Source organism: Pseudomonas sp. H3_A02, assembly GCF_054671965.1.
The window spans coordinates 1038326-1063860 of record NZ_CP162807.1; the positions used below are offsets into that span (position 1 = coordinate 1038326).

Sequence of the window (25535 nt, forward strand, 5' to 3'; positions counted from 1 at the left end):
TGCGACTCCAAGGGGAAACGCCTGCCGGAGAACGACCATGCCTATGCATCAAGTCGCCCGTTTCGCCGATGTGCGCGAAGATCGCGGCCTCGAAGTCAACATCAACGACACGTCCATCCTGTTGCTGCGTTCAGGCGATCAGGTGCGCGCCTTCCAGGGCAAGTGCCCCCATGCAGGCGCACCACTGGCCAAGGGCGCGGTGTGCCATGGACGGCTGATTTGCCCGTGGCACAAGGCGGCGTTCCGGACTGAAGACGGCGCCCTGTGCGAGCCGCCGGCCCTCGACAGCCTGGCGCGCTATCACGTCGAGGTGCGGGACGGTGACGTCTGGGTCGATGACCAACCGCTGCCGGCCGATAAAATCCCGCCGGCCGATGACGCGCGCACGTTTGTCATCATCGGCGCCGGTGCGGCCGGCACGGCTTGCGCAGCGGCGTTGCGGGAGAAGGGGTTTGGCGGCCGAATCCTGTTGATCGACCGCGAAGCCGAGGCCGGCTATGACCGTACGGTGCTGAGCAAGTATGTATTGGCCGGCGACATGCCGGTCAACGAGACGGCGCCGCTGCGCGATGATACTTACTTCACCCAGCAACGCATCGAAAGGCTCCACGGCGAGGTCACCCATTTGGACCCCAGTGCTCGGCAAATCCAGCTCGCCGATGGCCGACGCCTGGACTACGACGCCGCGCTCATTGCCACAGGCGGGGAGCCGAAGACGCCAGCCCTACCCGGCATCGATTTGCCGCAAGTCTTCGTGCTGCGTTCCATCGCCCACACCCGGCAGATTCTCGACACTGTCCGGCCAGGGCAACGGGCGGTGATCATCGGCGACAGTTTCATTGCCATGGAAGTCGCTTCGTCCCTGCGCAAGCGCGAGCTGAGCGTCACCGTGTTGGCCCGGCACCCGGTGCCATTCGCCGCGCAATTGGGCGAGAGCGTCGGCCAGGCCATCCTGGCCCGGCACCGGGCCAACGGCGTGGTGTACCACAGCGACGGCGAAGCGGCGCGGATCGAGGGTGCGCACAAGGTCGAAGCCGTGGTGCTGGATAACGGCCAGCGTTTGGCTGCGGACGTGGTGATCGTCGGCATCGGCGTGCGCCCGGCCACCGAGCCGTTTGCCGAGTTGCCCCGGGAACAGGACCAGTCACTGTCCGTTGACGCGAGCATGCGAGTGACGGATGGCTTATGGGCCGTCGGTGATATCGCGACCTTCCCCCTGAACGGCGCGCCTGTGCGCATCGAGCATTGGCGCCTGGCCCAGCAACAGGCGCGCATCGCCGCCGCGAACATGCTCGGCGGCGACGAGCACTATCTGGACGTGCCGTTTTTCTGGACGTATCACTTCGGCAAACGCTACGACTACCTCGGTCACGCCGAGCACTGGGATGAGGTGGAGTTCAAGGGCACGCCCGAGCATCCACCCTTTATCGCCCTGTTGGGCAAGGACGGCCTCGTTGCCGCCGCAGTGGCCTGCGATGAAGGCCGGGCCATGGCGGCGTTGGCCCAGCGCATGAAACAACCATTGCCGGTGGACGAGGCGTGGCGGCTGATCCGGGATTTCTCATCGTAGATCTGCCACAGCCCAAAATCCCCTGTGGGAGCGAGCTTGCTCGCGATAGCGATGGGTCAGTCGACTTCAAGATGGCTGACCCGACGCCATCGCGAGCAAGCTCGCTCCCACAGTTTTTGTTCTGTGTGACCGAAAGATCTGCCACACCCCAATCCCCTGTGGGAGCGAGCTTGCTCGCGAAAGCGATGGATCGGCTTGCATCAATGTACGGACTGATCCGCCGGCAAATGGATAACCCGGGGCCGCTCCAATGGCGCCAGAGGCGCTGGCTGCAACTCCGGACTGAGCAAATGGAAATGCGGTACGACGTGGCTGATGTCGCCGTCCTGGTTGTTGTGGATGGTCTTCGAACCGGGCTGGCGCAACGTATCCAGACGCTCACCGGTCAACTTGAAACTGGCGCTCAAGCCCTGGTCATCCACCACCGGCGCCGGCAGCCGACGCTGGGCGAAGCTGCGACTTTTGCGTTGTTGATAACGCGCCCAGGTAATCAGCAGCACCGCGTTGACCAACGCGATCCAACCATAAACCTGCAAAGTCCCCAGGGTGTCGAACAGCGACCCTCCCAGGCGCGGGCCGGCCTGGCTATCGAGCAGCGACCACAGCCCATTGACCAGCAAATACAACAGCCCCACCCACGCCAGCACGGTGAAAAGCGCATCGATGACCACCAGAAAAGGCCGTTGCCGGGTCCTGATAATTTTCATCGGATCACTTCCTCTTCCTGATCATCGAATGGTTTGATACCGCGATCCGGGCTGATCCAGCGCGCACGCTTCTGATGCTGCCCGAACAGCACTTTGGGAAAGCTCACCAGGGTAGTGAACAGACTGATCAGCCAGAACACCAACGGGTACCAGACCACCCAGAACATGATGTGCCACAGGCCTTTTTCGTAGCGCCGGTCGATCAGGATGCTCACCGCGAACTGCAGCAGGCACACCACCGCCAGCAACAGGCCGGTGAAGGCCGGCGGCATCAGGTGATCCACGGCGATGGCCGCTGGCATCTCGACGAATTTACCGGCGCCCCAGAAGATCACCGACAGCAGGAAGGTGAACGCCCAGCCGGTGGACAGGCAGTATTCGAACAGCAGCGGCCACAGGTAGCGGTGGCGGTATTGCCAGATGCCACGGATGTTCTTGAACAGCACCTCGGCGCCCCCCTGGGCCCAGCGCAGGCGTTGCCGCCACAGGCCGCGCAGGGTTTCGGGCATGAGAATCCAGCACAGCGCGCGTGGCTCGTAGAAGATGCTCCAGTGATCCAGCTGCAGCTTCCAACTGATGTCGATGTCTTCGGTAATCATGTCCGGGCTCCAGTAGCCGACCCGGTGCAGGGCCGTGCGTCGGAACGCGACGATTACGCCGGACACGGTGAAGATCCGCCCGAAGACCCGCTGGGTACGCTTGATCAGGCCGATGATCGAGGAGAACTCGCCGACCTGGACCCGACCTATCAAGGTCGAGCGGGTGCGGATGCGCGGGTTGCCGGTCACCGCGCCGAGGCGGGCGTTGTCCAGCATCGGCGCCACCAGGTAAGCACAGGTGTTCGGCGCCAGCAGCGCGTCACCGTCGATGCACACCAGGTATTCGCTGCGCGCCGCGATGGCGCCCATGCGCAGGGCCACGGCCTTGCCCTGGTTTTCCGCCAGGTGCAAGACACGTAGGCGCGGGTCTTCCGCCGCCAGTTGATCGAGCATCTGGGCGGTGTTGTCCTTGGAGCCGTCGTTGATGGCGATGACTTCGATGTTCGGATAATGCTGGCCCAGCGCCGCGTGAATGGTGTCGGCGACGTTGTCGCCTTCGTTGAAGCACGGGATCAGGATGCTGATCAGCGGCTCGCCCGCCAGGGCCGGTGGCAAGGTGTCGTCCTTCCACGGCCAGTGGCGCTCCCAGTGCAGCCAGAAATACAGGCCGCCGGCAATCCACAGCCCGGACATGAACAGCGGGTAAAAGAACACGAAGTCCATCAGGAATTGCCCGGTGACCAGGAAGATCAGGCCCAGGGGTACCCCAAGGACGATCGCCAGCACCAGCAGGGCGAGCAGTCTGTCGAGCATGTCAAGGATTCCACTTGTTGGAGAGCGCCGGCCGCACGGTTTTCACGGCGGGCTGGTCTTCGATGAAGTTGTCCGGGTAGTAGCCGAAGCTGGTCACGCCTTTGCGCTTGAGGCGCCCCATCCAGTCAGCCAGTTGTTCGCCGTCGATGTCGCTGACCGGCTTGCTGTGCCAGTCGCGGGCCTGCAGTTCGAATACCGTGCGCTTGAGCGCGCCGGGGCGAGCCTTGACGGTGTCTACCAGGCGCTCGAGCCAGGGGCCGGATTGTGCGCGGGTCTGCTTTTCCATCAGCGGCATGGCCATCGGTGCCGTCCAGTCGTAAGCGCCAAGGAAATCGTCGAGGTTCTGGGCGAACCAGGCTTCGCTTTCCGGATTGAGCATCGGTTCGGCAAAGATATTGCGCGCTGTCCGAACCTGAGGGCCGCGAATCGCCCGAACCTTGGTGGTCAGCTCATGGGTGAAGTCGATCAGGTAGCGGCTCTTGAAGCGGGTCCAGCGCTGCATCGCCGCGGGGTCATCCCGCAGGGCGGCGATGGACGTCGGCAAGCCGTGGGCGGCATAGACTTTCAGGGCCGCGGGGCTGGCATCCTCGAAGTCGGAGAACACCGCGTCGTCATGGTACAGAACGCCATCCAACGAGCTCATTCGCGCCAGGTCCTGGTAGATCTCGCCGATGACCTTGCGCACGTTCGGGTCGAACGGCGACAGGCGCACGTATTGATCCGGGGCGACGCCAGTCTTGCCGGTTTCCGGATCCCAGCGCTGGACCCGTGGCAGCTTCGCGTCCAAGGCGAAACTGAGCACCGGCATCCAGGCATAGACCTTGGCATTGGCCCGGGTGCGCAGTTGCCATGCGACCCGGTCGAACAGGTCGGCGCGCACCGGCAAGTGACGGTTGGGGAAGTACAACGAATGCACGAGGCCGTCGCCTTTCGGGTCGGCGAAGGCTTGCAGGAACACCGTATTGGCACCCAGGTCGGAAATGCGCTGGACCAACTTGCCGACGTTGGCTTCCTGCTGCACCGGGTCCGGGTCGTAGACATAATCCAGGTCGACATGCACCACGCGCATCGGGTCAATCGTCTGCACCGACACGATGCTTTCGGCAAAATGGGCACCATCCGGATCGGATGCCACCAGGAAGCGTGGGCCGCTCATCAGGTTATCCAGGCTGTCGAGGCCGTCTTCCAGGGTCAGGGCCATTTGATAGCCCTCACTGCCAATCACCTGCAACGCAGTACCGTCGGCTTCACCGTAAGGCCAGACCCAAACGCGTGGGCTATAACCGGCGACCTTGCGGATTTTCTCGGAAATGGCCGCCACGTCCTTGCGCAAGCGAGCCTGGAAATCGGCCTCGGTCTCGTAACGACCGGTGGCAGGGTCGTAGCGCCGGGTGGTTGCGGCGGGTTGCTGGTTGCCTTGCGGGTTGGCGAGCACGCCTTTGTGATTGGCGTCTGTGTGGGCGGCGATTTCCACCAGGCCCGATTTGGACACCTCGCGAATCTGCTCCCAGGTCAGGAACTCGGAACGCTTGCGCGGCACTCCGGCGAAATCCACCGTTTGGTTCAGTGGCGTATCCACCCAACTGCCGACCGGGGCGAGGATCGCCGGCCAGTTATAGGCGCGCAGGATGGGCATGACGCGGGTATAAAAGCTCGAGTAGCCGTCGTCGAAACTCAGCAGCACCGCACGCGGCGGCAGTTCCGGACCGCCATTGCGGGCCGTGATGATCTGGTCCACCGTGACCGGCTGGTAGTTGTTTTCCCGCAGCCACGCCAACTGTTCGATCAACCGTTCGGTGCGCACGGCCACCAGCGCCTGGTCCGGGTCTCGGTCGTCGACATCGTGGTAGGCGATGCCGAGCACATGGTTCTTTGGCCACGGCGCGTCGTTGGCCGCCAGCGGACGCTGCGAGGGCGGCGTGAACGCCGGGGCTTGCTGGGCACAAGCGCTGATCAGCAAGGCCCCCAGCAGAAGGATGAATCGCGAAATGACAGGCATCTTCAAACTCTTCTAGAAGCGATAGGTGAGGTCGACAAGCAGGCGCAGATCGCTTTCGCGATCGCCGTCGTAAGGGCGGTTGAGCCAGCTCAGCGCGGCACCTGCCTCTAGCACGTCGTTCCAGATGAAACGCTGGCCGTAGCTGAGCAATCCCATGGCCCCGGTGTTGTAGTCGCGCTGGCTGTAAGTACCGGCACCGACCTGGAACTGCTGGCTCCACGTGGTTTCGTAGCGGCGATACAACACGTGGTTGGCGCTCACGGTCGGCATGACGCTGAAATCCGCTTTCGGGTTGAAATAGGGCACTTCGTTGGAGCCGCTGTTGCGGCTGGCGCCCACTTCCAGGCCCAGTTCCACTTGCAGGCGCGGCGCGCTGTAGATGCCCTCGCGGCCAGTCAGCAGGGTTTCGAGACGGTTGTTGCCATCGCTGAAATGGGACGGGCTGACCGCCAGTCGCCACTCGCGGCTTTCATTGGCCCGCCAACGGACGAAACCACTCCCGCCGTTAGCGCGGATGCCGCTGTTGAGCGCCCGCAGCGGGGTATTGGCCGAGAGGTAATCCAGGCTACCGCCGTATTGCCAGTGGTCGTCGATGTCCCGCGCCACGGCCACGCGTGCGCCTTGCTTGTCGCCGGAACCGTAGGAGTGATTGGAGACCTCGGCCTCCAGCGTCATGTCCCGGGTGCGACGCTCCACGCCCAGACGCTGCCAACGATGATGGCCGGTGCCTTCCTCGAAATCACCGGTGGCGTAGCCGGCACCGCCGAACAGCCGCCAGTCTTCATCGATGGGCGGGCTGTAGAGCAGCGTTTCGAAGCCAAAATCCCGGCTGCCAGTCACTGCACCGGCGTCACCGCTGCCACCGCCATAACTCTTGCCGGTGTAGGCCTCGATGCGCAGCTCGGCCATGTCGTGTACCTCACGCTGGCGTTGCAGACGTTTGACATGGGCGTTTTCCGGGTAGCGGGCGACCACGTCGTCGGTCAACGCATCCATCTGCCGCCATTCCTGCAAATCCATGGCGGCGCGGGCCTGGGCGACTTCCAGATCCCGGTTGCGCGGGATCGTGGCCTCGACTTCCTTGAGCAGGTTTTCCGAACGGCGCGGCCAGTCACGGGCCTGGTACAGATCGGCCTGGGCCAGGCGCATACCGGTGTTACCGGGGCCTTGGTTGACCAAGGTGTCCAGGCGCGCCTCGGCAGAGGGCAAATCGGCGCCGTACGTGCCGGCCTGGGCGGCGAGTTGCTGGGCGTCCATCCATTCATCGTTGGGGTTGCCGATCGGCAGGCCCTTGAGTTCGATGCGCGGACGCTGGGCTTTCGCCATGTCTTCGGCCAGTGCACGGGCCTCTTCGGATTTTTCACTTTCCAGCAACGCGTAGTAGAGCGCGGTGCTGTCTTCAAAACGCTCCGCAGGATCGGCATCCGGCGCGATCAGGACCCGGCGGTACAGATCGACGGCGATTTCCGGCTCACGCTGTTCCAGATAGGAAGAGGCCGCCCAGCGCAGGGCATAAGTGGGAATGCTCACACCCTCGGCGAGCAACGTCTGGTATTCGGCAATCACTTCAGCCCGACGGGCGCGGGCGTTGAGGGCGCCCATGCGATCGATGCGCCAACGGAGTACGTCGTCATGGGCCTCGGCTACCGGGGTCCAGGTGGCGAGCAACTTGTCGTAGTCGGCCAGGGCGCGGTCGGCAATGACGAAGCGCTCCTGTTCGCTGCGGCTGGCCATGTCCGCCAGGCGCACCCGCTCGGCGGCGACGTCACCTTCCAGGCGTCTCTGCACGCCACGGTCGATCAGCCCCGGTTGCAGACGCGCCAGGCGCAGCGCAGGCTCCGGCAGCCGTGCGCGTTGCAGGGCGTAGATGTATTCGCGCGCAACCTCTGGACTGTTACCAGCGCGAGTGAAGGCTTGATCGTATTCGAACAGCGCTTCGTGGGGGCTGTTGGCACGGGTCAAGGCATAGCCCAGTGCCAGTCGACGCATCGGATCTGTCGGCTTGGCAGCGACCAGGGCCTTGGCGCGAGTGACAGCTTCGTCGGGCTGGCCTGCATCGGCCTGGGTCAAAGCCAGACCAAGTTGCAAATCGGGATTCTGAGGATCGATCACCAAGGCCTGGCGGTACAGCTCGGCCGCCGAATCCCAGCGCTTGAGGTTGCGATAGGCACGAGCCGTTGCAGTCAGCGCCTGGACCGGCAACGCTCGATTGCGGCCCTGGGTTTCATAGACCGTCACCACCTCGGTATCGAGACCGGCCCAACTGGCGATCTGCAGGTGGTCACTGATTTGCGCGGCGCTGGCCTGGCCGGCCGGCACCTGGCGCAACGCAGTCAGCGCAGGCGTGTAATGACCTGCACGGGCATCGAGCACCATTTGGTCATAGGCGCTATCGGCAAACGCCAGCATCGGCCAGCACAGTTGGCTGCACAGTGCGACGCGAAACAACGGGCGCAAACCACGTTGAATAAAAGGACCCACAGTACGCGGCATTCGTCAGCATCCTTACATGGCCAGCCGGGTCGCAGTGCCCCCTTGCCCATCAAACAGGAAGCCGGATCAAAGGAATCCAGCCAAGCTCTAATGGGCCTAGTCTTGCACTCTCGGGCGGGTCATCTTCAGGAACGCCACAATTCTTCAGAATCGATACAGATTTCGGCGCTGGGCTGATCGGTGGGCATAAAAAAACCCGGCCATGCGTCATGCACGGGCCGGGTTCTGGGTGTGACTTGAACGGCTTACTGGATAGCGACGCCGCCGCCCAGCTTGTTCATCACAAATGCCGTGAATTGCTCAACGGTCATTTTCTGGCCATTGAAATCGACCTGGTTGTTGGCATAGTGCAACTTGGTGACAACGTCGTTGCCTTCAAGGGTCGCCAATTGAGTACCAACGGCCATGGCGCTGAACATATCGCTGGTAGCCGTGGCTTGATCGGCGATCAGCTTGGCATCCGTCTGGCCTTCCATCTGTGCCTGCACAGTCATGAGGTCCACCAGCATCGGCTTGGAAACCTTGAGATTGAAATCCAGCAGGGCGAGTAACTGACGTCCCAGTTCATCCGGCGGCAGGTCCATGGACTGCGGCTTGGTCAGATCAACGATCAGGCTGGCACGGCTTTCACCGTTGGCGGTGTTGAACGACAGATTTTCCAAGGCCACCTGCGGGGCACCGGCCAAGAGTTTTTCCAGATCGGCTTTGACCTGTGCTTCTTCAGCTTCGGTCAGGCTCAACTCCGGCGCCGGTTCACCGGCTGCAGCTGCTTCGGCGGCCGCTTTTTCGTAGGGTTGCAGCTTGGTCTGGTAGATCTGCATCAGCGACATGGTGGCCGGGATGTCCAGGTTCTTCAGGCTGACCGCCATCTGCGCCGAACCGATGGTCTTGTCGTTGAACGACAGCTCACCGATCTTGTAATCGGCACGCCCCGAAGCGCTGGTGCCGTTCTCGCTGCTGCTGTTCTTCATTTCGAAGTTCTTCAGACCCAGCACCGACTTAGGCTCACCAAAGGTGGCCTTGGTGTTGCTCATCAGCAGGGTGTTGTCGCCCATGTAGTAACCGTATGAGCTTTTGCTCAGGTTGCTGGCCAATGTCAGGCCGTTCAGCTCGACCTGCACGGGTGTCTGGTCTTCGGCAACGGTGGTCAACTTGAAGCTGTCCATGTAGCCGTCAGCCTTGACCTTCTGGCCTTGGGCGCTGGCGGCCAAGTCGATTTTCAGGCCGGAGAAGGTGAGCTGGGATTGCTCATCCAACTTGGTTTCCAATGGCAGCAGCTCGTAGGTGCCGTTGATGGACTCGTCGTAGCCCAGGTTGACCACACCTTTGAGTGGGGACTGGTCCTTGGTCGCGGCGAACCATTTGTCAGTCAGTGGATTGCGCTCCAGCGCGGTGTGACTGGTGGCCATGACCGGCAGCCACTTGAGCGTGATCAAGCGAGAGAATGGCAGTGGGCCGTGCTCGATCCGGTCGACGAAGAGCAGCTCGACCGACTCACCACCGAACATCTCGCCTTCGCCTTTGAGACGGTAATGGGCGGTGCTGCTAAATGTGCCACGGTCCATGGAAACCAGCTCCAGGGCGGCAGTGCTGTTGGACCCGGCCAAGGCGGTCTGCATCTGCTTATTGCTATCGGCAATAGCATTTTTCAACACGCCTTCGAGTTTGGTCCCGGTGTACCAGGCGCCGCCCGCGCTGATAGCACCGACAGCCACAACGATTCCCAGAAGTACGCTTGCTGATTTATTCATGAGTGACCCGATCGATATCCATGGTTGAAGAAAGCCGTCGTCTTCCCTGACCCGCAAAGGGGGTGGCTCGACGCCGCAAAGAGGAGGGGAGATTACCATCAGGCACCCCTGCGGGCCCAATGTTTATAGGGGTAAAAACGTTTTCTTGAGAGGTGGTCTACGAATATTGGACTTCGATCTCGTCGAGCTGATGATCGAACGTCTTGAGCCGGGCTGTCCAGGTGTACACCAGCACTTCGAAATCGCGATTGATCACAGCGGCACCCGATGAATCTGCGCGTGAATCGCAAAAATCCAGTTGATAGCGCTCCCGAGCCATGGCGTTAGCCACGTCACACAACTCGCGGGCGTTGTTGAGCCAGTGCCAGCCGTCCTGGGTGACCTGCTTGTCCAAGGCCGCGCACTGGGTTTTCAGGGCTTCGAGGCTTTTTTCCAGCGGGGTGCCGGTGAGCTCGCCCATGACTTCCTGGAACGTGCGGCCAGGCTGCCAATAACTGCCCCAGAAATAACGGTCAAACACTGTTTCGACACGTCGCAGCGCCACCTTGGTGTCCCAAATCAGCACCAGGGTCTTGCCTTGCTCAAGGTGTTTTTTCTTGATTCGTTGGCCCTGAAGCGAAGCCCAGGCCACGACTGCAATGGATATCACGCCGATCAACGCCGCCGCGCTGTCGAGGAACAGCAGCGCCTTGTCGATTTGGTGAGTGAGCATGACGCCATAAAAATAAGTTGCCGAAAGCAGCAGCAATGCCGCAGTAGCGCACCAAAAGCCGGGAGCATAAGGGTTTTTCATTATTGGAATCCCCATGACCAGTGACGTCGCGGGCCCTTTGTCGCCAGGGCCCGCCTTTCACAGCATAGCAACGGCATTGGGGGTTTGCCGGGGCATCAGGGGCTCGATCCGATTACCGGCCCAAAACGACAAAACCCCTGTCTGCTGAGGCAGACAGGGGTTCTGGGAATTCAATCTTGACGATGACCTACTCTCACATGGGGAAACCCCACACTACCATCGGCGATGCATCGTTTCACTGCTGAGTTCGGGATGGGATCAGGTGGTTCCAATGCTCTATGGTCGTCAAGAAATTCTGTGTCCGACCCGTTCAAGAACAACGTGTCGGTAAAATCGATGACTTCTACTAAAAACAAAACCCCTACCTGCGTCAGCAGATAGGGGTTTCGGAATTTAATCTTGACGATGACCTACTCTCACATGGGGAAACCCCACACTACCATCGGCGATGCATCGTTTCACTGCTGAGTTCGGGATGGGATCAGGTGGTTCCAATGCTCTATGGTCGTCAAGAAATTCGGTAGCCGGTTCGTGCCTTGCGGTCACGTGCCAGCGAATGGGTATGCGATAGTTTGTGTGCTGCTTGTGAGTATCTCGAACTTTCGGTTCGTTTCGTCTTCACACACCGCAATCTGGTCTCTTTGCCTTTGGGCTTGGAGTTACAAATTGCTTGGGTGTTATATGGTCAAGCCTCACGGGCAATTAGTACAGGTTAGCTCAACGCCTCACAGCGCTTACACACCCTGCCTATCAACGTCGTAGTCTTCGACGGCCCTTCAGGGGACTCAAGGTCCCAGTGAGATCTCATCTTGAGGCAAGTTTCCCGCTTAGATGCTTTCAGCGGTTATCTTTCCCGAACATAGCTACCCGGCAATGCCACTGGCGTGACAACCGGAACACCAGAGGTTCGTCCACTCCGGTCCTCTCGTACTAGGAGCAGCCCCTCTCAAATCTCAAACGTCCACGGCAGATAGGGACCGAACTGTCTCACGACGTTCTAAACCCAGCTCGCGTACCACTTTAAATGGCGAACAGCCATACCCTTGGGACCGGCTTCAGCCCCAGGATGTGATGAGCCGACATCGAGGTGCCAAACACCGCCGTCGATATGAACTCTTGGGCGGTATCAGCCTGTTATCCCCGGAGTACCTTTTATCCGTTGAGCGATGGCCCTTCCATACAGAACCACCGGATCACTAAGACCTACTTTCGTACCTGCTCGACGTGTCTGTCTCGCAGTCAAGCGCGCTTTTGCCTTTATACTCTACGACCGATTTCCGACCGGTCTGAGCGCACCTTCGTACTCCTCCGTTACTCTTTAGGAGGAGACCGCCCCAGTCAAACTACCCACCATACACTGTCCTCGATCCGGATAACGGACCTGAGTTAGAACCTCAAAGTTGCCAGGGTGGTATTTCAAGGATGGCTCCACGCGAACTGGCGTCCACGCTTCAAAGCCTCCCACCTATCCTACACAAGCAAATTCAAAGTCCAGTGCAAAGCTATAGTAAAGGTTCACGGGGTCTTTCCGTCTAGCCGCGGATACACTGCATCTTCACAGCGATTTCAATTTCACTGAGTCTCGGGTGGAGACAGCGCCGCCATCGTTACGCCATTCGTGCAGGTCGGAACTTACCCGACAAGGAATTTCGCTACCTTAGGACCGTTATAGTTACGGCCGCCGTTTACCGGGGCTTCGATCAAGAGCTTCGCGTTAGCTAACCCCATCAATTAACCTTCCGGCACCGGGCAGGCGTCACACCCTATACGTCCACTTTCGTGTTTGCAGAGTGCTGTGTTTTTAATAAACAGTCGCAGCGGCCTGGTATCTTCGACCGGCGTGGGCTTACGCAGCAAGTGCTTCACCCTCACCGGCGCACCTTCTCCCGAAGTTACGGTGCCATTTTGCCTAGTTCCTTCACCCGAGTTCTCTCAAGCGCCTTGGTATTCTCTACCCAACCACCTGTGTCGGTTTGGGGTACGGTTCCTGGTTACCTGAAGCTTAGAAGCTTTTCTTGGAAGCATGGCATCAACCACTTCGTCACCCAAAGGGTAACTCGTCATCAGCTCTCGGCCTTAGAATCCCGGATTTACCTAAGATTCCAGCCTACCACCTTAAACTTGGACAACCAACGCCAAGCTGGCCTAGCCTTCTCCGTCCCTCCATCGCAATAACCAGAAGTACAGGAATATTAACCTGTTTTCCATCGACTACGCTTTTCAGCCTCGCCTTAGGGACCGACTAACCCTGCGTCGATTAACGTTGCGCAGGAAACCTTGGTCTTTCGGCGTGGGTGTTTTTCACACCCATTGTCGTTACTCATGTCAGCATTCGCACTTCTGATACCTCCAGCAAGCTTCTCAACTCACCTTCACAGGCTTACAGAACGCTCCTCTACCGCATCACTTGCGTGATACCCGTAGCTTCGGTGTATGGTTTGAGCCCCGTTACATCTTCCGCGCAGGCCGACTCGACTAGTGAGCTATTACGCTTTCTTTAAAGGGTGGCTGCTTCTAAGCCAACCTCCTAGCTGTCTAAGCCTTCCCACATCGTTTCCCACTTAACCATAACTTTGGGACCTTAGCTGACGGTCTGGGTTGTTTCCCTTTTCACGACGGACGTTAGCACCCGCCGTGTGTCTCCCATGCTCGGCACTTGTAGGTATTCGGAGTTTGCATCGGTTTGGTAAGTCGGGATGACCCCCTAGCCGAAACAGTGCTCTACCCCCTACAGTGATACATGAGGCGCTACCTAAATAGCTTTCGAGGAGAACCAGCTATCTCCGAGCTTGATTAGCCTTTCACTCCGATCCACAGGTCATCCGCTAACTTTTCAACGGTAGTCGGTTCGGTCCTCCAGTTAGTGTTACCCAACCTTCAACCTGCCCATGGATAGATCGCCCGGTTTCGGGTCTATTCCCAGCGACTAGACGCCCTATTAAGACTCGCTTTCGCTACGCCTCCCCTATTCGGTTAAGCTCGCCACTGAAAATAAGTCGCTGACCCATTATACAAAAGGTACGCAGTCACCCAACAAAGTGGGCTCCCACTGCTTGTACGCATACGGTTTCAGGATCTATTTCACTCCCCTCTCCGGGGTTCTTTTCGCCTTTCCCTCACGGTACTAGTTCACTATCGGTCAGTCAGTAGTATTTAGCCTTGGAGGATGGTCCCCCCATATTCAGACAAAGTTTCTCGTGCTCCGTCCTACTCGATTTCACTTCTAAGATCCTTTCGCGTACAGGGCTATCACCCACTATGGCCGCACTTTCCAGAGCGTTCCGCTAAAATCAAAGAAGCTTAAGGGCTAGTCCCCGTTCGCTCGCCACTACTAAGGGAATCTCGGTTGATTTCTTTTCCTCAGGGTACTTAGATGTTTCAGTTCCCCTGGTTCGCCTCTTGCACCTATGTATTCAGTACAAGATAACCATCTTATGATGGCTGGGTTCCCCCATTCAGACATCTCCGGATCAAAGTCTGTTTGCCGACTCCCCGAAGCTTTTCGCAGGCTACCACGTCTTTCATCGCCTCTGACTGCCAAGGCATCCACCGTATGCGCTTCTTCACTTGACCATATAACCCCAAGCAATCTGGTTATACTGTGAAGACGACATTCGCCGAAAATTCGATCTTGCTCTAAGAGCAACTCACAAATTTTACCTTAGCCTGATCCGTTACCAGTGAAAGTAACGTTCAGTCTATCTTTCTATCACATACCCAAATTTTTAAAGAACGAACTAGTCAAAGACTAGAAATCAACATTCACCATCGAACCGATGGAATGCTCATTTCTAAGCTTTATACAATCGAAGCAGTAGTGGTGGAGCCAAGCGGGATCGAACCGCTGACCTCCTGCGTGCAAGGCAGGCGCTCTCCCAGCTGAGCTATGGCCCCGTATTTCTACAGGCGTTTCCCACACAAAATTGGTGGGTCTGGGCAGATTCGAACTGCCGACCTCACCCTTATCAGGGGTGCGCTCTAACCAACTGAGCTACAGACCCAATTTCGGGCTGCTTCTTTCGTCTTCTTCAATGAATCAAGCAATTCGTGTGGGAGCTCATGAAGCAGCTGCGGTCGTCGATTAAGGAGGTGATCCAGCCGCAGGTTCCCCTACGGCTACCTTGTTACGACTTCACCCCAGTCATGAATCACACCGTGGTAACCGTCCCCCCGAAGGTTAGACTAGCTACTTCTGGTGCAACCCACTCCCATGGTGTGACGGGCGGTGTGTACAAGGCCCGGGAACGTATTCACCGCGACATTCTGATTCGCGATTACTAGCGATTCCGACTTCACGCAGTCGAGTTGCAGACTGCGATCCGGACTACGATCGGTTTTGTGGGATTAGCTCCACCTCGCGGCTTGGCAACCCTCTGTACCGACCATTGTAGCACGTGTGTAGCCCAGGCCGTAAGGGCCATGATGACTTGACGTCATCCCCACCTTCCTCCGGTTTGTCACCGGCAGTCTCCTTAGAGTGCCCACCATTACGTGCTGGTAACTAAGGACAAGGGTTGCGCTCGTTACGGGACTTAACCCAACATCTCACGACACGAGCTGACGACAGCCATGCAGCACCTGTCTCAATGTTCCCGAAGGCACCAATCCATCTCTGGAAAGTTCATTGGATGTCAAGGCCTGGTAAGGTTCTTCGCGTTGCTTCGAATTAAACCACATGCTCCACCGCTTGTGCGGGCCCCCGTCAATTCATTTGAGTTTTAACCTTGCGGCCGTACTCCCCAGGCGGTCAACTTAATGCGTTAGCTGCGCCACTAAGAGCTCAAGGCTCCCAACGGCTAGTTGACATCGTTTACGGCGTGGACTACCAGGGTATCTAATCCTGTTTGCTCCCCACGCTTTCGCACCTCAGTGTCAGTATCAGTCCAGGTGGTCGCCTTCGCCACTGGTGTTCCTTCCTATATCTACGCATTTCACCGCTACACAGGAAATTCCACCACCCTCTACCATACTCTAGCTCGACAGTTTTGAATGCAGTTCCCAGGTTGAGCCCGGGGCTTTCACATCCAACTTAACGAACCACCTACGCGCGCTTTACGCCCAGTAATTCCGATTAACGCTTGCACCCTCTGTATTACCGCGGCTGCTGGCACAGAGTTAGCCGGTGCTTATTCTGTCGGTAACGTCAAAACACTAACGTATTAGGTTAATGCCCTTCCTCCCAACTTAAAGTGCTTTACAATCCGAAGACCTTCTTCACACACGCGGCATGGCTGGATCAGGCTTTCGCCCATTGTCCAATATTCCCCACTGCTGCCTCCCGTAGGAGTCTGGACCGTGTCTCAGTTCCAGTGTGACTGATCATCCTCTCAGACCAGTTACGGATCGTCGCCTTGGTGAGCCATTACCCCACCAACTAGCTAATCCGACCTAGGCTCATCTGATAGCGCAAGGCCCGAAGGTCCCCTGCTTTCTCCCGTAGGACGTATGCGGTATTAGCGTCCGTTTCCGAGCGTTATCCCCCACTACCAGGCAGATTCCTAGGCATTACTCACCCGTCCGCCGCTCTCAAGAGGTGCAAGCACCTCTCTACCGCTCGACTTGCATGTGTTAGGCCTGCCGCCAGCGTTCAATCTGAGCCATGATCAAACTCTTCAGTTCAAACATCTTTGGGTTTTGAGAAAACCCTAAACTTGGCTCAGCAATCGTTGGTTACATCTTTGATTTCTCGCGGAGTAACTTGTGATGCTGATAATCTGTTGACTAGCAGTCTGACTCCACAAGCACCCACACGAATTGCTTGATTCAGTTGTTAAAGAGCGGTTGGCTGAGTCTTTCGTCTCAACCGAGGCGCGCATTCTACAGCGCCCCGTGTATCTGTCAAGCGGTTATTTTTATAAGTTTTCAAAGTTTCCTTATCAACTTCAACCACTTGCGCTTCCGATCTCTCGTTAGCGGGAGGCGAATTCTACAGCGTTACTCGCTGCTGTCAACACCTCTTTTTCACCGCTTTCGACCGAGAAGATCGAACCGCTGATAGAGCCAAACAACACTGCTCTATCTGCTCCTTCCAGGCTTCGATGAACTGAAGCAAAACCCCTTCGAAACCTACTTAACTCATTGAATCTCAAGGAGTTTTCCGTTTCGACTGCGCCGGAAGTGGGGCGAATTATAGACGTCCAGAATCTGCCGTCAACCCTTAATTTCGCTTTTCTATCAATAACTTGCACAGTACCGCTTTTATCCTTTCAAAATGCGCCTCTATATAGAGGAGAAGACTCACAGCACCCCAGCCTCCCTGAACGTCGCAACCGCAGCTTCGTCCAACCCCAACACTCGCTGCAGCACCTCCAGCGTATGCTCCCCTAATAAAGGCGGTGCATTGCGATACTCCACTGGCGTCTCGGACAGTCGAATCGGACTGGCCACCTGCGGCACTTTACCGGCCAGCAGGTGAGGCAATTCCATCGCCAACCCACGAGCCTGCACCTGAGGATCGGCAAACACCTGGGCCAGGTCGTTGATAGGCCCGCACGGCACACCCGCCTGCTCCAATTGGGTCACCCATTCAGCGGTGGTCTTGAACACCGTTGCCTGGCGAATCAACGGAATCAACACCGCCCGGTTCGCCACCCGGACCTTGTTAGTAGCAAAACGCGGATCATCAGCCCACTGCGGTTGACCAGCAACCTCAGCGAACTTTCGGAACTGACTGTCATTACCCACGGTAAGGATGAAGTCGCCATCAGCCGTAGGAAAATCCTGATAGGGCACGATATTCGGATGAGCATTACCCAGCCGCTTCGGCGCATTGCCCGTGGTCAGGTAATTCATCGCCTGGTTGGCCAGGCAAGCCACTTGAACATCCAGCAAGGCCATGTCGATGTGCTGCCCGCCGCCGGCATGATCACGATGAGCCAGCGCCGCCAAAATGGCAGCCGTCGAATACAACCCCGTGAGGATATCCGTCAGCGCAACCCCCACCTTAACCGGTCCCGCCCCCTCATCCCCCTCAGGGCGGCCGGTCAGGCTCATCAAGCCCCCCAGCCCCTGAATCATGAAGTCATACCCGGCGCGCTTGGCATAAGGACCCGTTTGACCAAAGCCAGTTATCGAGCAATAGATCAATTGCGGGTTGATCGCCTTTAGCGAGTCATAGTCCAGGCCATACGCCGCCAGGCCGCCCACCTTGAAGTTCTCGATCAGAATGTCGGACTTGGCTGCCAGCTCTCGTACCAGCCGCTGGCCCTCTGGGCGCGTGAAATCGATGGTCACCGACTGTTTATTGCGATTGGCCGACAGATAATAAGCGGCTTCGGTCGTGTTCTCGCCTCGGGCATCCTTCAGGAAGGGTGGCCCCCAGGCGCGTGTATCGTCACCATTGCCGGGACGCTCGACCTTAATGACATCAGCCCCCAGGTCCGCCAGGATCTGTCCGGCCCACGGCCCGGCCAAGACCCTCGATAAATCCAATACCCGCAGATGCGAAAGCGCGCCCATGACCGTTCTCCTATTAATAGAACGCCTGGATACCGGTTTGCGCACGCCCCAAAATCAGCGCATGAACGTCGTGCGTGCCTTCATAAGTGTTCACGACTTCCAGGTTCACCAGATGACGCGCGATGCCGAACTCATCGGAAATACCATTGCCGCCCAGCATGTCCCGCGCCATGCGAGCAATATCCAGGGACTTGCCGCAGGAGTTGCGCTTCATGATCGAGGTGATCTCGACTGCCGCCGTGCCTTCATCTTTCATACGTCCCAGACGCAGGCATCCCTGCAGGGCCAGCGTGATTTCAGTCTGCATATCGGCCAGTTTCTTCTGGATCAACTGATTCGCAGCGAGCGGACGACCAAACTGCTGGCGGTCCAGCGTGTACTGGCGAGCGGTGTGCCAGCAGAATTCAGCAGCCCCCAAGGCGCCCCAGGAGATGCCGTAGCGCGCCGAGTTCAGACAAGTAAACGGGCCCTTCAAGCCACGGACATCGGGGAAAATGTTCTCTTCCGGAACGAATACATTGTCCATGACGATTTCGCCGGTGATCGAGGCGCGCAGCCCGACCTTGCCATGAATAGCCGGCGCACTCAGACCTTTCCAGCCTTTCTCGAGAACGAAGCCGCGGATATCGCCAGCGTCATCCTTGCCCCAGACCACAAATACGTCAGCGATCGGACTGTTGGTGATCCACATCTTGCTGCCCGTCAGGCTGTAACCACCTTCCACTTTGCGCGCACGAGTAATCATCGCGCCCGGGTCGGAACCATGGTTCGGCTCGGTCAGACCAAAGCAGCCGATCCATTCACCCGACGCCAGCTTCGGCAAATACTTCTGCTTTTGCGCCTCAGTTCCGAATTCATTGATCGGCACCATGACCAGCGACGACTGCACGCTCATCATCGAGCGATAGCCGGAATCAACGCGTTCCACTTCACGAGCGATCAAACCATAGCTGACGTAGTTCAACCCACTGCCGCCGTACTGCTCAGGAATGGTTGCCCCCAGCAGGCCCACTTCTCCCATCTCGCGGAAAATCGCCGGGTCGGTTTTCTCATGGCGGAACGCTTCCAGCACTCGCGGTGCGAGCTTCTGCTGGGCGAACTGCTCGGCAGTATCGCGGATCATGCGTTCTTCTTCGGTGAGCTGTTGATCCAGCAATAATGGATCGATCCAGTTGAAGCTCGCTTTACCGGCCATGAAAGAGTCCTCGCCAATTAAATGAAAATCGTGGATTGATCCTAGGCTTGGTTTCCTACAAGGGCAAACGAGGATTACGCACTATCTTGTGCTAATTTCTCACTCCGGAAACGCCGAAAACCCCGTTTATCCGGCTATCGAGTGAGGCTTACGTACATGCGCCGCAAAATCCCCAGCACCGCCGCCCTGGTCAGTTTCGAGGCTGCCGCGCGCCATGAAAGCTTCACCAAGGCGGCGCAGGAGCTTTCTCTCACGCAAGGCGCTATCTGCCGACAGATCGCCAGCCTGGAGGACTTCCTCAGCGTGGAGCTTTTCCGACGCTCGCGCCGCGGGGTCAAACTGACCGAAGCAGGTCTTTCCTACAGCCGACGAGTTGCCACCCAACTGGACGCCGTCGAGCGCGACACGCTTTCAGTGATGGGCCACACCGGTGCGAACGTGATCGAACTGGCGGTGGTTCCAACTTTCGGCACCCAATGGCTGCTGCCACGCCTCAAGGACTTCCAGCAGCAGCATCCGGAAGTCACCGTCAACCTGACCAACCGCACGCGCCCCTTTCTCTTTGCAGACACGGAGTTTGACGCCGCTATCTATTTTGGCGATGCGGACTGGTCCGGTACCGAATCCCACAAGCTGATGGGCGAAAATCCGATGCCGGTATGCAGCCCTACCTTGCTAGACGGTCGCAAGAGCCTGACGCCGGAGGCCATCGCCGAGTTGCCCTTGCTCCAGCAGACCACTCGCCCGTATGCGTGGCGCCAGTGGTTCAACGCTCAGAACCTGAACATTGCACGAGACCTGACAGGCCCGCGTTATGAACTATTCTCCATGCTCGCCCAAGCAGCTATGCATGACATGGGCATTGCGCTGATTCCGCCCTTTTTGATTCAGCGCGAGCTGGCAGAGAAACGACTGATCGTGGCCAACCGTAACGCGCTGTCGAGCATCAAGGCCTACTACCTGATGATTCCAGAGCGAAAGGTCGAATCTGCCTCCCTTCGAGCTTTTCGTGATTGGCTCGTGAAACAAGCAAGCACCTATCTTCTTGATTAAAAAGGAAAAAGCAAAAACACACCTAGGTAGTCAACTAACAAAAGTCGCTACAGATATAAGTTTATGTCGCATTCAGTCAATCTGTTATCAAGCCCGTGCAGTAGTCTCCAAAGCGTCTAAATACATGGCTTTGAGCCATATCGCGCAACGCATCAGCGCTTATTCATCTGGCCGATGGGAAAAATAGTCAATTTGAACCTGAATCCTTGGAAAGCACGGCCCACAAGGGCTGTCGATCGATAATTGCGACATTCGGTCACAGGGTGACTTGTAGTTAATTTTCCGTCACCCGTCATAATCCCTTGAAGGGCTGAATTTTCGCCTGCAAAATGCCGCGCCCCGCCTGGTTTGGCGGGATCGTGCTGATCGGCCGCCCCAGCCGCACCATCCGAAGTGCCTGGGTTTACTCAATAAGATCACGCAGGAGATTTGACGTGCACATTGGTGTTCCCCTCGAAACCCAAACGGGTGAAACACGGGTTGCTGCTACCCCGGAAACCATCAAGAAGTTGATCGGCCAAGGCCATAAAGTCACTGTTCAAAGCGGCGCCGGTATCAAGGCCAGCGTTATCGACAGTGCCTATGAGGCAGCGGGCGCAACCATTGGCAGCGCCAGTGATGCATTCGGGGCCGAGCTAATCCTCAAGGTGGTGGCCCCCAGCGACAGCGAACTGACGCTGATCAAGAGCGGCACCGTTCTGGTGGGCATGCTCAATCCGTTCAACAACGAAACCATCGCCAAGCTGGCCGAACGCGGCATTACCGCTTTCGCCCTCGAGGCCGCGCCACGTACTTCCCGAGCCCAGAGCCTGGATGTGCTGTCGTCTCAAGCGAACATCGCCGGTTACAAAGCCGTGCTGCTGGCCGCCCATCACTATCCGCGCTTCATGCCGATGCTGATGACCGCGGCGGGTACCGTGAAAGCAGCGCGGGTGCTGATTCTCGGTGCGGGTGTGGCCGGGTTGCAGGCGATTGCCACTGCCAAGCGCCTGGGTGCGGTGATCGAGGCTTCGGATGTGCGTCCGGCGGTCAAGGAGCAAATCGAATCCCTCGGCGCCAAGTTCGTCGACGTGCCCTACGAGACCGACGAAGAGCGTGAATGCGCCGTCGGTGTCGGTGGATACGCCCGGCCCATGCCGGCCAGCTGGATGCAGCGCCAGGCTCAAGCCGTGCACGAGCGCGCCAAGCAGGCCGACATCGTCATCACCACTGCATTGATTCCGGGCCGCAAGGCACCGACTTTGCTGAGTGCCGAAACCGTCGCGCAAATGAAACCTGGCTCGGTGGTCATCGACCTCGCGGCAGCCCAGGGCGGTAACTGCCCGTTGACCGTGGCCGATCAGGTGGTTGTCGAGAATGGTGTGACCATTTGCGGTCCGACCAACCTGGCCGGTGAAGTCGCGGCTGACGCTTCGGCGCTGTACGCCCGTAACCTGCTGGACTTCCTGAAGCTGGTCTTCACCAAGGAAGGTCAGTTCGACGTGAACCTGGAAGACGACATCGTCGCCGCGTGCCTGATGTGCCGCGACGGCCAAGTCATCCGCAAAAACGCCTAAGCAGGGATTCAGACAATGGAAGAGCTTATCTCCCCCGGTATCTACAACCTGATCATCTTCGTGCTGGCGATTTATGTCGGTTACCACGTGGTCTGGAACGTAACGCCCGCGCTGCACACGCCGTTGATGGCGGTGACCAACGCCATTTCGGCGATCGTGATCGTTGGCGCCATGCTCGCCGCCGCGCTGACCGTGACCCCTTTGGGCAAGACCATGGGCACCCTCGCCGTGGCCCTCGCCGCGGTGAACGTGTTCGGTGGCTTCCTGGTGACGCGCCGCATGCTTGAGATGTTCAAGAAAAAAGCCCCGAAAGCCGTAAAAGAAGAGGCGCCCAAGTAATGAGCATGAACCTGGTAACGACGCTCTACCTGATCGCGTCGATCTGCTTCATCCAGGCCCTCAAAGGCCTGTCGCACCCCACCACCTCTCGCCGTGGCAACCTGTTCGGCATGCTCGGCATGGCGCTGGCGGTGCTCACCACCGTGGGCCTCATCTATAAGCTCGGTGCTGAGCTTGCGACTGCCGGCATCGGCTACGTCATCGTCGGCCTGCTGATCGGCGGCACCGCCGGCTCGATCATGGCCAAACGCGTCGAAATGACCAAGATGCCGGAGCTGGTGGCGTTCATGCACAGCATGATCGGCCTGGCGGCGGTGTTCATTGCCATCGCGGCGGTCGTCGAGCCGCAATCCTTGGGCATCGTCAAGCAATTGGGCGATTCGATTCCGGCGGGCAACCGCCTGGAGCTGTTCCTCGGTGCCGCCATTGGTGCAATCACCTTCTCCGGTTCGGTGATCGCGTTCGGCAAGCTGTCGGGCAAGTACAAGTTCCGCCTGTTCCAGGGCGCACCGGTACAGTTTGGCGGCCAGCACAAGCTCAACCTGATCCTGGGCCTCGCCACACTGGGCCTGGGCCTGGCCTTCATGTTCACCGGCAACCTCGGCGCGTTCGCCCTGATGCTGGCCCTGGCGTTCGTGCTGGGTGTACTGATCATCATCCCGATCGGCGGCGCGGACATGCCGGTGGTGGTCTCGATGCTCAACAGTTATTCCGGTTGGGCCGCAGCGGGTATCGGCTTCTCGCTGAACAACTCGATGCTGATCATTGCCGGTTCGTTGGTGGGTTCGAGCGGTGCGATCCTCTCCTACATCATGTGCAAGGCGATGAACCGTTCGTTCTTCAACGTGCTGCTCGGTGGCTTCGGCAATACCGCAGATGCTGCTGGCCCGGCAGGCTCCAAAGAAGCCCGTCCGGTGAAATCCGGCTCGGCTGACGACGCAACCTTCCTGCTGACCAACGCCGACACCGTGATCATCGTGCCGGGCTACGGCCTGGCGGTGGCACGGGCGCAGCATGCGCTCAAAGAGCTGACCGAGAAGCTGACCCACCACGGCGTGACCGTTAAATACGCGATCCATCCGGTGGCCGGTCGCATGCCCGGGCACATGAACGTATTGCTGGCCGAGGCCGAAGTGCCCTACGACCAGGTGTTCGAGATGGAAGACATCAACTCCGAGTTCGGCCAGGCCGACGTGGTGCTGGTGTTGGGCGCCAACGACGTGGTCAACCCGGCCGCGAAGAACGATCCGAAGTCGCCGATTGCCGGCATGCCGATCCTCGAAGCGTTCAAGGCCAAGACCATCATCGTCAACAAGCGCTCGATGGCCAGCGGCTATGCGGGCCTGGATAACGAGCTGTTCTATCTCGACAAGACCATGATGGTGTTCGGTGACGCCAAGAAGGTCATCGAAGACATGGTCAAAGCGGTGGAATAACCCCTCACTGCTTCACCCAAAACGCCCCGACTTGTCGGGGCGTTTTGATTTGCATCAAAGCAAAATATTACCGATCCGGTAATGATGTTTTGCCTGAAACGCCCGTAATAGACGCCTGAAATGCGACCTTTGTAGCGGGTCGGGCACAGCGCTAATTCACTAGACTGCGCATCTTGCTTTCCAGCCCGAGATAACCACTTATGTACCGTGATCGCATCCGCTTGCCTTCGTTATTGAATAAAGTGATGAGCGCTGCCGAAGCAGCCTTGTTGATTCAGGACGGCATGACCGTCGGCATGAGCGGCTTTACCCGCGCCGGAGAAGCGAAAGCAGTGCCCCACGCCCTGGCTGAACGGGCCAAGGTCACTCCGCTGAAAATCAGCCTGATGACCGGTGCGAGCCTGGGCAACGACCTCGACAAGGAGCTCACCGAAGCCGGTGTACTGGCGCGACGCATGCCGTTCCAGGTCGACAGCACGCTGCGCAAGGCGATCAACGCAGGCGAGGTGATGTTCATCGACCAGCATCTCTCGGAAACCGTCGAACAACTGCGCAACGGCCAGCTCAAACTGCCCGATATTGCCGTGATCGAAGCGGTGGCCATTACCGAGCAAGGGCATATCGTACCGACCACATCGGTGGGTAATTCAGCCAGCTTCGCCATCTTCGCCCGGCAAGTGATCATTGAGATCAACCTGGCTCACAACCCTAATCTGGAAGGGCTGCACGACATCTATATCCCGACCTATCGCCCCACCCGCACACCCATCCCCTTGGTGAAAGTCGACGACCGTATTGGCAGTCCCGCTATTCCGATCCCGCCGGAAAAAATCGCCGCCATTGTCATTACCAACCAAGGGGACTCGCCTTCGACCGTCGCGCCACCGGACAGCGACACCCAAGCTATTGCGGATCACCTGATCGACTTCTTCAAGCAGGAGGTTTCGGCCGGACGCATGACCAACAAGCTCGGACCGTTGCAGGCCGGGATTGGCAACATCGCCAATGCCGTGATGTGCGGGCTGATCGATTCCCCGTTCGAAGACCTGAGCATGTATTCCGAGGTTCTGCAGGACTCGACCTTTGACTTGATTGACGCCGGCAAGCTGAGTTTCGCCTCCGGCAGCTCGATCACCCTGTCGGGTCGACGTAACGCCGATGTGTTCGGAAACCTGGAAAGGTACAAGGACAAATTGGTCCTGCGCCCACAGGAAATCTCCAACCATCCCGAGGTGGTGCGCCGTCTCGGCATCATTGGTATCAACACCGCGCTGGAGTTCGACCTATACGGCAACGTCAATTCCACCCATGTCTGCGGCACGCGGATGATGAATGGCATCGGCGGCTCGGGGGATTTCGCCCGCAATGCTCACCTGGCGATTTTCGTTACCAAATCGATTGCCAAGGGTGGTGCCATTTCCAGTGTCGTGCCGATGGTCAGCCATGTGGACCATACCGAACATGACGTCGACATCCTGGTGACCGAGATCGGCCTGGCCGACCTGCGGGGCCTGGCACCCAGGGAGCGCGCACGAGTGATCATCGACAACTGCGTGCACCCCACCTACCGCCAAGCCTTGAACGAGTATTTCGACGCTGCGTGCGCCTTGGGCGGACATACCCCACATGTCCTGCGCGATGCACTGAGTTGGCACCTGAACCTGGAAGAAACCGGGCGCATGTTGGCCGTCTGATACAGCTGGATCACCGCTACCGCAAATACAGTTTTGGTTGCAGGCTGTCATTCGAGCCAGGATCTACAAAAACTGTACTTCTGTACCGGTGTTTTCTTACAGTCTTTTCCCACAAAACAACCATCTAACTGTAAATTTG

14 protein-coding genes, 2 tRNA genes and 4 rRNA genes are annotated in these 25535 nt (G+C 58.4%); 6 read left to right on the forward strand and 14 right to left on the reverse strand.

All coding sequences use genetic code 11. The features are described 5' to 3' along the window. Positions 1–37: 37 nt before the first annotated feature. Positions 38–1570, forward strand: a complete 1533-nt coding sequence (locus AB4N80_RS04355) for an FAD-dependent oxidoreductase (RefSeq protein ID WP_122566754.1) — start codon at positions 38–40, stop codon at positions 1568–1570. Positions 1571–1770: 200 nt separating this feature from the next. On the opposite strand, the gene pgaD is transcribed toward AB4N80_RS04355, so the two are convergent. The 14 genes from pgaD to AB4N80_RS04425 form a co-directional block, all read right to left on the reverse strand. Next, a complete protein-coding gene (gene pgaD, locus AB4N80_RS04360) occupies positions 1771–2277 on the reverse strand; it encodes a poly-beta-1,6-N-acetyl-D-glucosamine biosynthesis protein PgaD (protein WP_122566755.1) in 507 nt (168 codons plus the stop codon). Next, positions 2274–3629 (reverse strand): poly-beta-1,6-N-acetyl-D-glucosamine synthase, encoded by a 1356-nt coding sequence (gene pgaC / locus AB4N80_RS04365; protein ID WP_122566756.1) that lies wholly within the window; start codon positions 3627–3629, stop codon positions 2274–2276. The genes pgaD and pgaC overlap by 4 nt, the downstream gene beginning before the upstream one ends. 1 nt (position 3630) lies before the next feature. Continuing rightward, positions 3631–5628: a poly-beta-1,6-N-acetyl-D-glucosamine N-deacetylase PgaB gene (gene pgaB, locus AB4N80_RS04370; protein WP_122566757.1), complete on the reverse strand. Its 1998-nt coding sequence runs from the start codon at positions 5626–5628 to the stop codon at positions 3631–3633. Between the two features lie 12 nt (positions 5629–5640). Beyond that, the gene (pgaA, locus tag AB4N80_RS04375; protein WP_460080844.1) at positions 5641–8121 is read right to left on the reverse strand and encodes a poly-beta-1,6 N-acetyl-D-glucosamine export porin PgaA; all 2481 of its coding nucleotides are present in this window, start codon (positions 8119–8121) and stop codon (positions 5641–5643) included. A 245-nt stretch (positions 8122–8366) separates the two neighbouring features. Further along, positions 8367–9872, reverse strand: coding sequence for a YdgA family protein (locus tag AB4N80_RS04380; protein WP_305469079.1), 1506 nt, complete (start codon positions 9870–9872; stop codon positions 8367–8369). 157 nt (positions 9873–10029) lie between these two features. Continuing rightward, positions 10030–10665 carry an NADH:ubiquinone oxidoreductase subunit N gene (locus AB4N80_RS04385; protein WP_122566760.1) on the reverse strand — a complete coding sequence of 212 codons (636 nt, stop codon included), beginning with the start codon at positions 10663–10665 and terminating at the stop codon, positions 10030–10032. 174 nt (positions 10666–10839) lie between these two features. Beyond that, positions 10840–10955, reverse strand: a 5S ribosomal RNA gene (rrf, locus tag AB4N80_RS04390). Between the two features lie 107 nt (positions 10956–11062). Continuing rightward, positions 11063–11178 (reverse strand): 5S ribosomal RNA (gene rrf, locus AB4N80_RS04395). A gap of 168 nt (positions 11179–11346) precedes the next feature. After that, positions 11347–14238 (reverse strand): 23S ribosomal RNA (locus AB4N80_RS04400). Positions 14239–14483: 245 nt separating this feature from the next. After that, positions 14484–14559 (reverse strand) — tRNA-Ala (locus tag AB4N80_RS04405). A gap of 30 nt (positions 14560–14589) precedes the next feature. Beyond that, positions 14590–14666, reverse strand: a tRNA-Ile gene (locus AB4N80_RS04410). An 81-nt stretch (positions 14667–14747) separates the two neighbouring features. Next, positions 14748–16284 (reverse strand): 16S ribosomal RNA (locus AB4N80_RS04415). The 16S, 23S and 5S rRNA genes sit together here with 2 tRNA genes alongside, the layout of an rRNA operon. Positions 16285–16902: 618 nt before the next feature. Next, positions 16903–18123: a CaiB/BaiF CoA transferase family protein gene (locus tag AB4N80_RS04420; protein WP_460080847.1), complete on the reverse strand. Its 1221-nt coding sequence runs from the start codon at positions 18121–18123 to the stop codon at positions 16903–16905. Positions 18124–18136: 13 nt separating this feature from the next. Continuing rightward, positions 18137–19318, reverse strand: a complete 1182-nt coding sequence (locus AB4N80_RS04425; RefSeq protein ID WP_014335919.1) for an acyl-CoA dehydrogenase — start codon at positions 19316–19318, stop codon at positions 18137–18139. 156 nt (positions 19319–19474) lie between these two features. Here AB4N80_RS04425 and AB4N80_RS04430 point away from each other — a divergent pair, with 156 nt between their 5' ends. From AB4N80_RS04430 to AB4N80_RS04450, 5 genes are all read left to right on the forward strand, one after another. Next, positions 19475–20371, forward strand: a complete 897-nt coding sequence (locus AB4N80_RS04430) for a LysR family transcriptional regulator (protein ID WP_122567809.1) — start codon at positions 19475–19477, stop codon at positions 20369–20371. A 434-nt stretch (positions 20372–20805) separates the two neighbouring features. After that, positions 20806–21927 (forward strand): Re/Si-specific NAD(P)(+) transhydrogenase subunit alpha, encoded by a 1122-nt coding sequence (locus tag AB4N80_RS04435; protein ID WP_053127087.1) that lies wholly within the window; start codon positions 20806–20808, stop codon positions 21925–21927. Between the two features lie 15 nt (positions 21928–21942). Beyond that, positions 21943–22266 carry an NAD(P) transhydrogenase subunit alpha part 2 gene (locus tag AB4N80_RS04440; protein ID WP_003187010.1) on the forward strand — a complete coding sequence of 108 codons (324 nt, stop codon included), beginning with the start codon at positions 21943–21945 and terminating at the stop codon, positions 22264–22266. Next, positions 22266–23702 (forward strand): NAD(P)(+) transhydrogenase (Re/Si-specific) subunit beta, encoded by a 1437-nt coding sequence (locus AB4N80_RS04445; protein ID WP_053127085.1) that lies wholly within the window; start codon positions 22266–22268, stop codon positions 23700–23702. The genes AB4N80_RS04440 and AB4N80_RS04445 overlap by 1 nt, the downstream gene beginning before the upstream one ends. A 200-nt stretch (positions 23703–23902) precedes the next feature. After that, complete coding sequence (locus AB4N80_RS04450) at positions 23903–25396, forward strand: acetyl-CoA hydrolase/transferase family protein (protein ID WP_460080852.1); 1494 nt, start codon at positions 23903–23905, stop codon at positions 25394–25396. Positions 25397–25535 lie beyond the last annotated feature (139 nt).

Coding starts and splice junctions, on each gene's coding strand:
- pgaC (WP_122566756.1), bottom strand. CDS start 3,629: ATGCTCGACAGACTGCTCGCCCTGCTGGTGCTGGCGATCGTCCTTGGG.
- AB4N80_RS04380 (WP_305469079.1), bottom strand. CDS start 9,872: ATGAATAAATCAGCAAGCGTACTTCTGGGAATCGTTGTGGCTGTCGGT.
- AB4N80_RS04385 (WP_122566760.1), bottom strand. CDS start 10,665: ATGAAAAACCCTTATGCTCCCGGCTTTTGGTGCGCTACTGCGGCATTG.
- pgaD (WP_122566755.1), bottom strand. CDS start 2,277: ATGAAAATTATCAGGACCCGGCAACGGCCTTTTCTGGTGGTCATCGAT.
- AB4N80_RS04425 (WP_014335919.1), bottom strand. CDS start 19,318: ATGGCCGGTAAAGCGAGCTTCAACTGGATCGATCCATTATTGCTGGAT.
- pgaA (WP_460080844.1), bottom strand. CDS start 8,121: ATGCCGCGTACTGTGGGTCCTTTTATTCAACGTGGTTTGCGCCCGTTG.
- AB4N80_RS04355 (WP_122566754.1), top strand. CDS start 38: ATGCCTATGCATCAAGTCGCCCGTTTCGCCGATGTGCGCGAAGATCGC.
- AB4N80_RS04430 (WP_122567809.1), top strand. CDS start 19,475: ATGCGCCGCAAAATCCCCAGCACCGCCGCCCTGGTCAGTTTCGAGGCT.
- AB4N80_RS04450 (WP_460080852.1), top strand. CDS start 23,903: ATGTACCGTGATCGCATCCGCTTGCCTTCGTTATTGAATAAAGTGATG.
- AB4N80_RS04445 (WP_053127085.1), top strand. CDS start 22,266: ATGAGCATGAACCTGGTAACGACGCTCTACCTGATCGCGTCGATCTGC.
- pgaB (WP_122566757.1), bottom strand. CDS start 5,628: ATGCCTGTCATTTCGCGATTCATCCTTCTGCTGGGGGCCTTGCTGATC.
- AB4N80_RS04420 (WP_460080847.1), bottom strand. CDS start 18,123: ATGGGCGCGCTTTCGCATCTGCGGGTATTGGATTTATCGAGGGTCTTG.
- AB4N80_RS04440 (WP_003187010.1), top strand. CDS start 21,943: ATGGAAGAGCTTATCTCCCCCGGTATCTACAACCTGATCATCTTCGTG.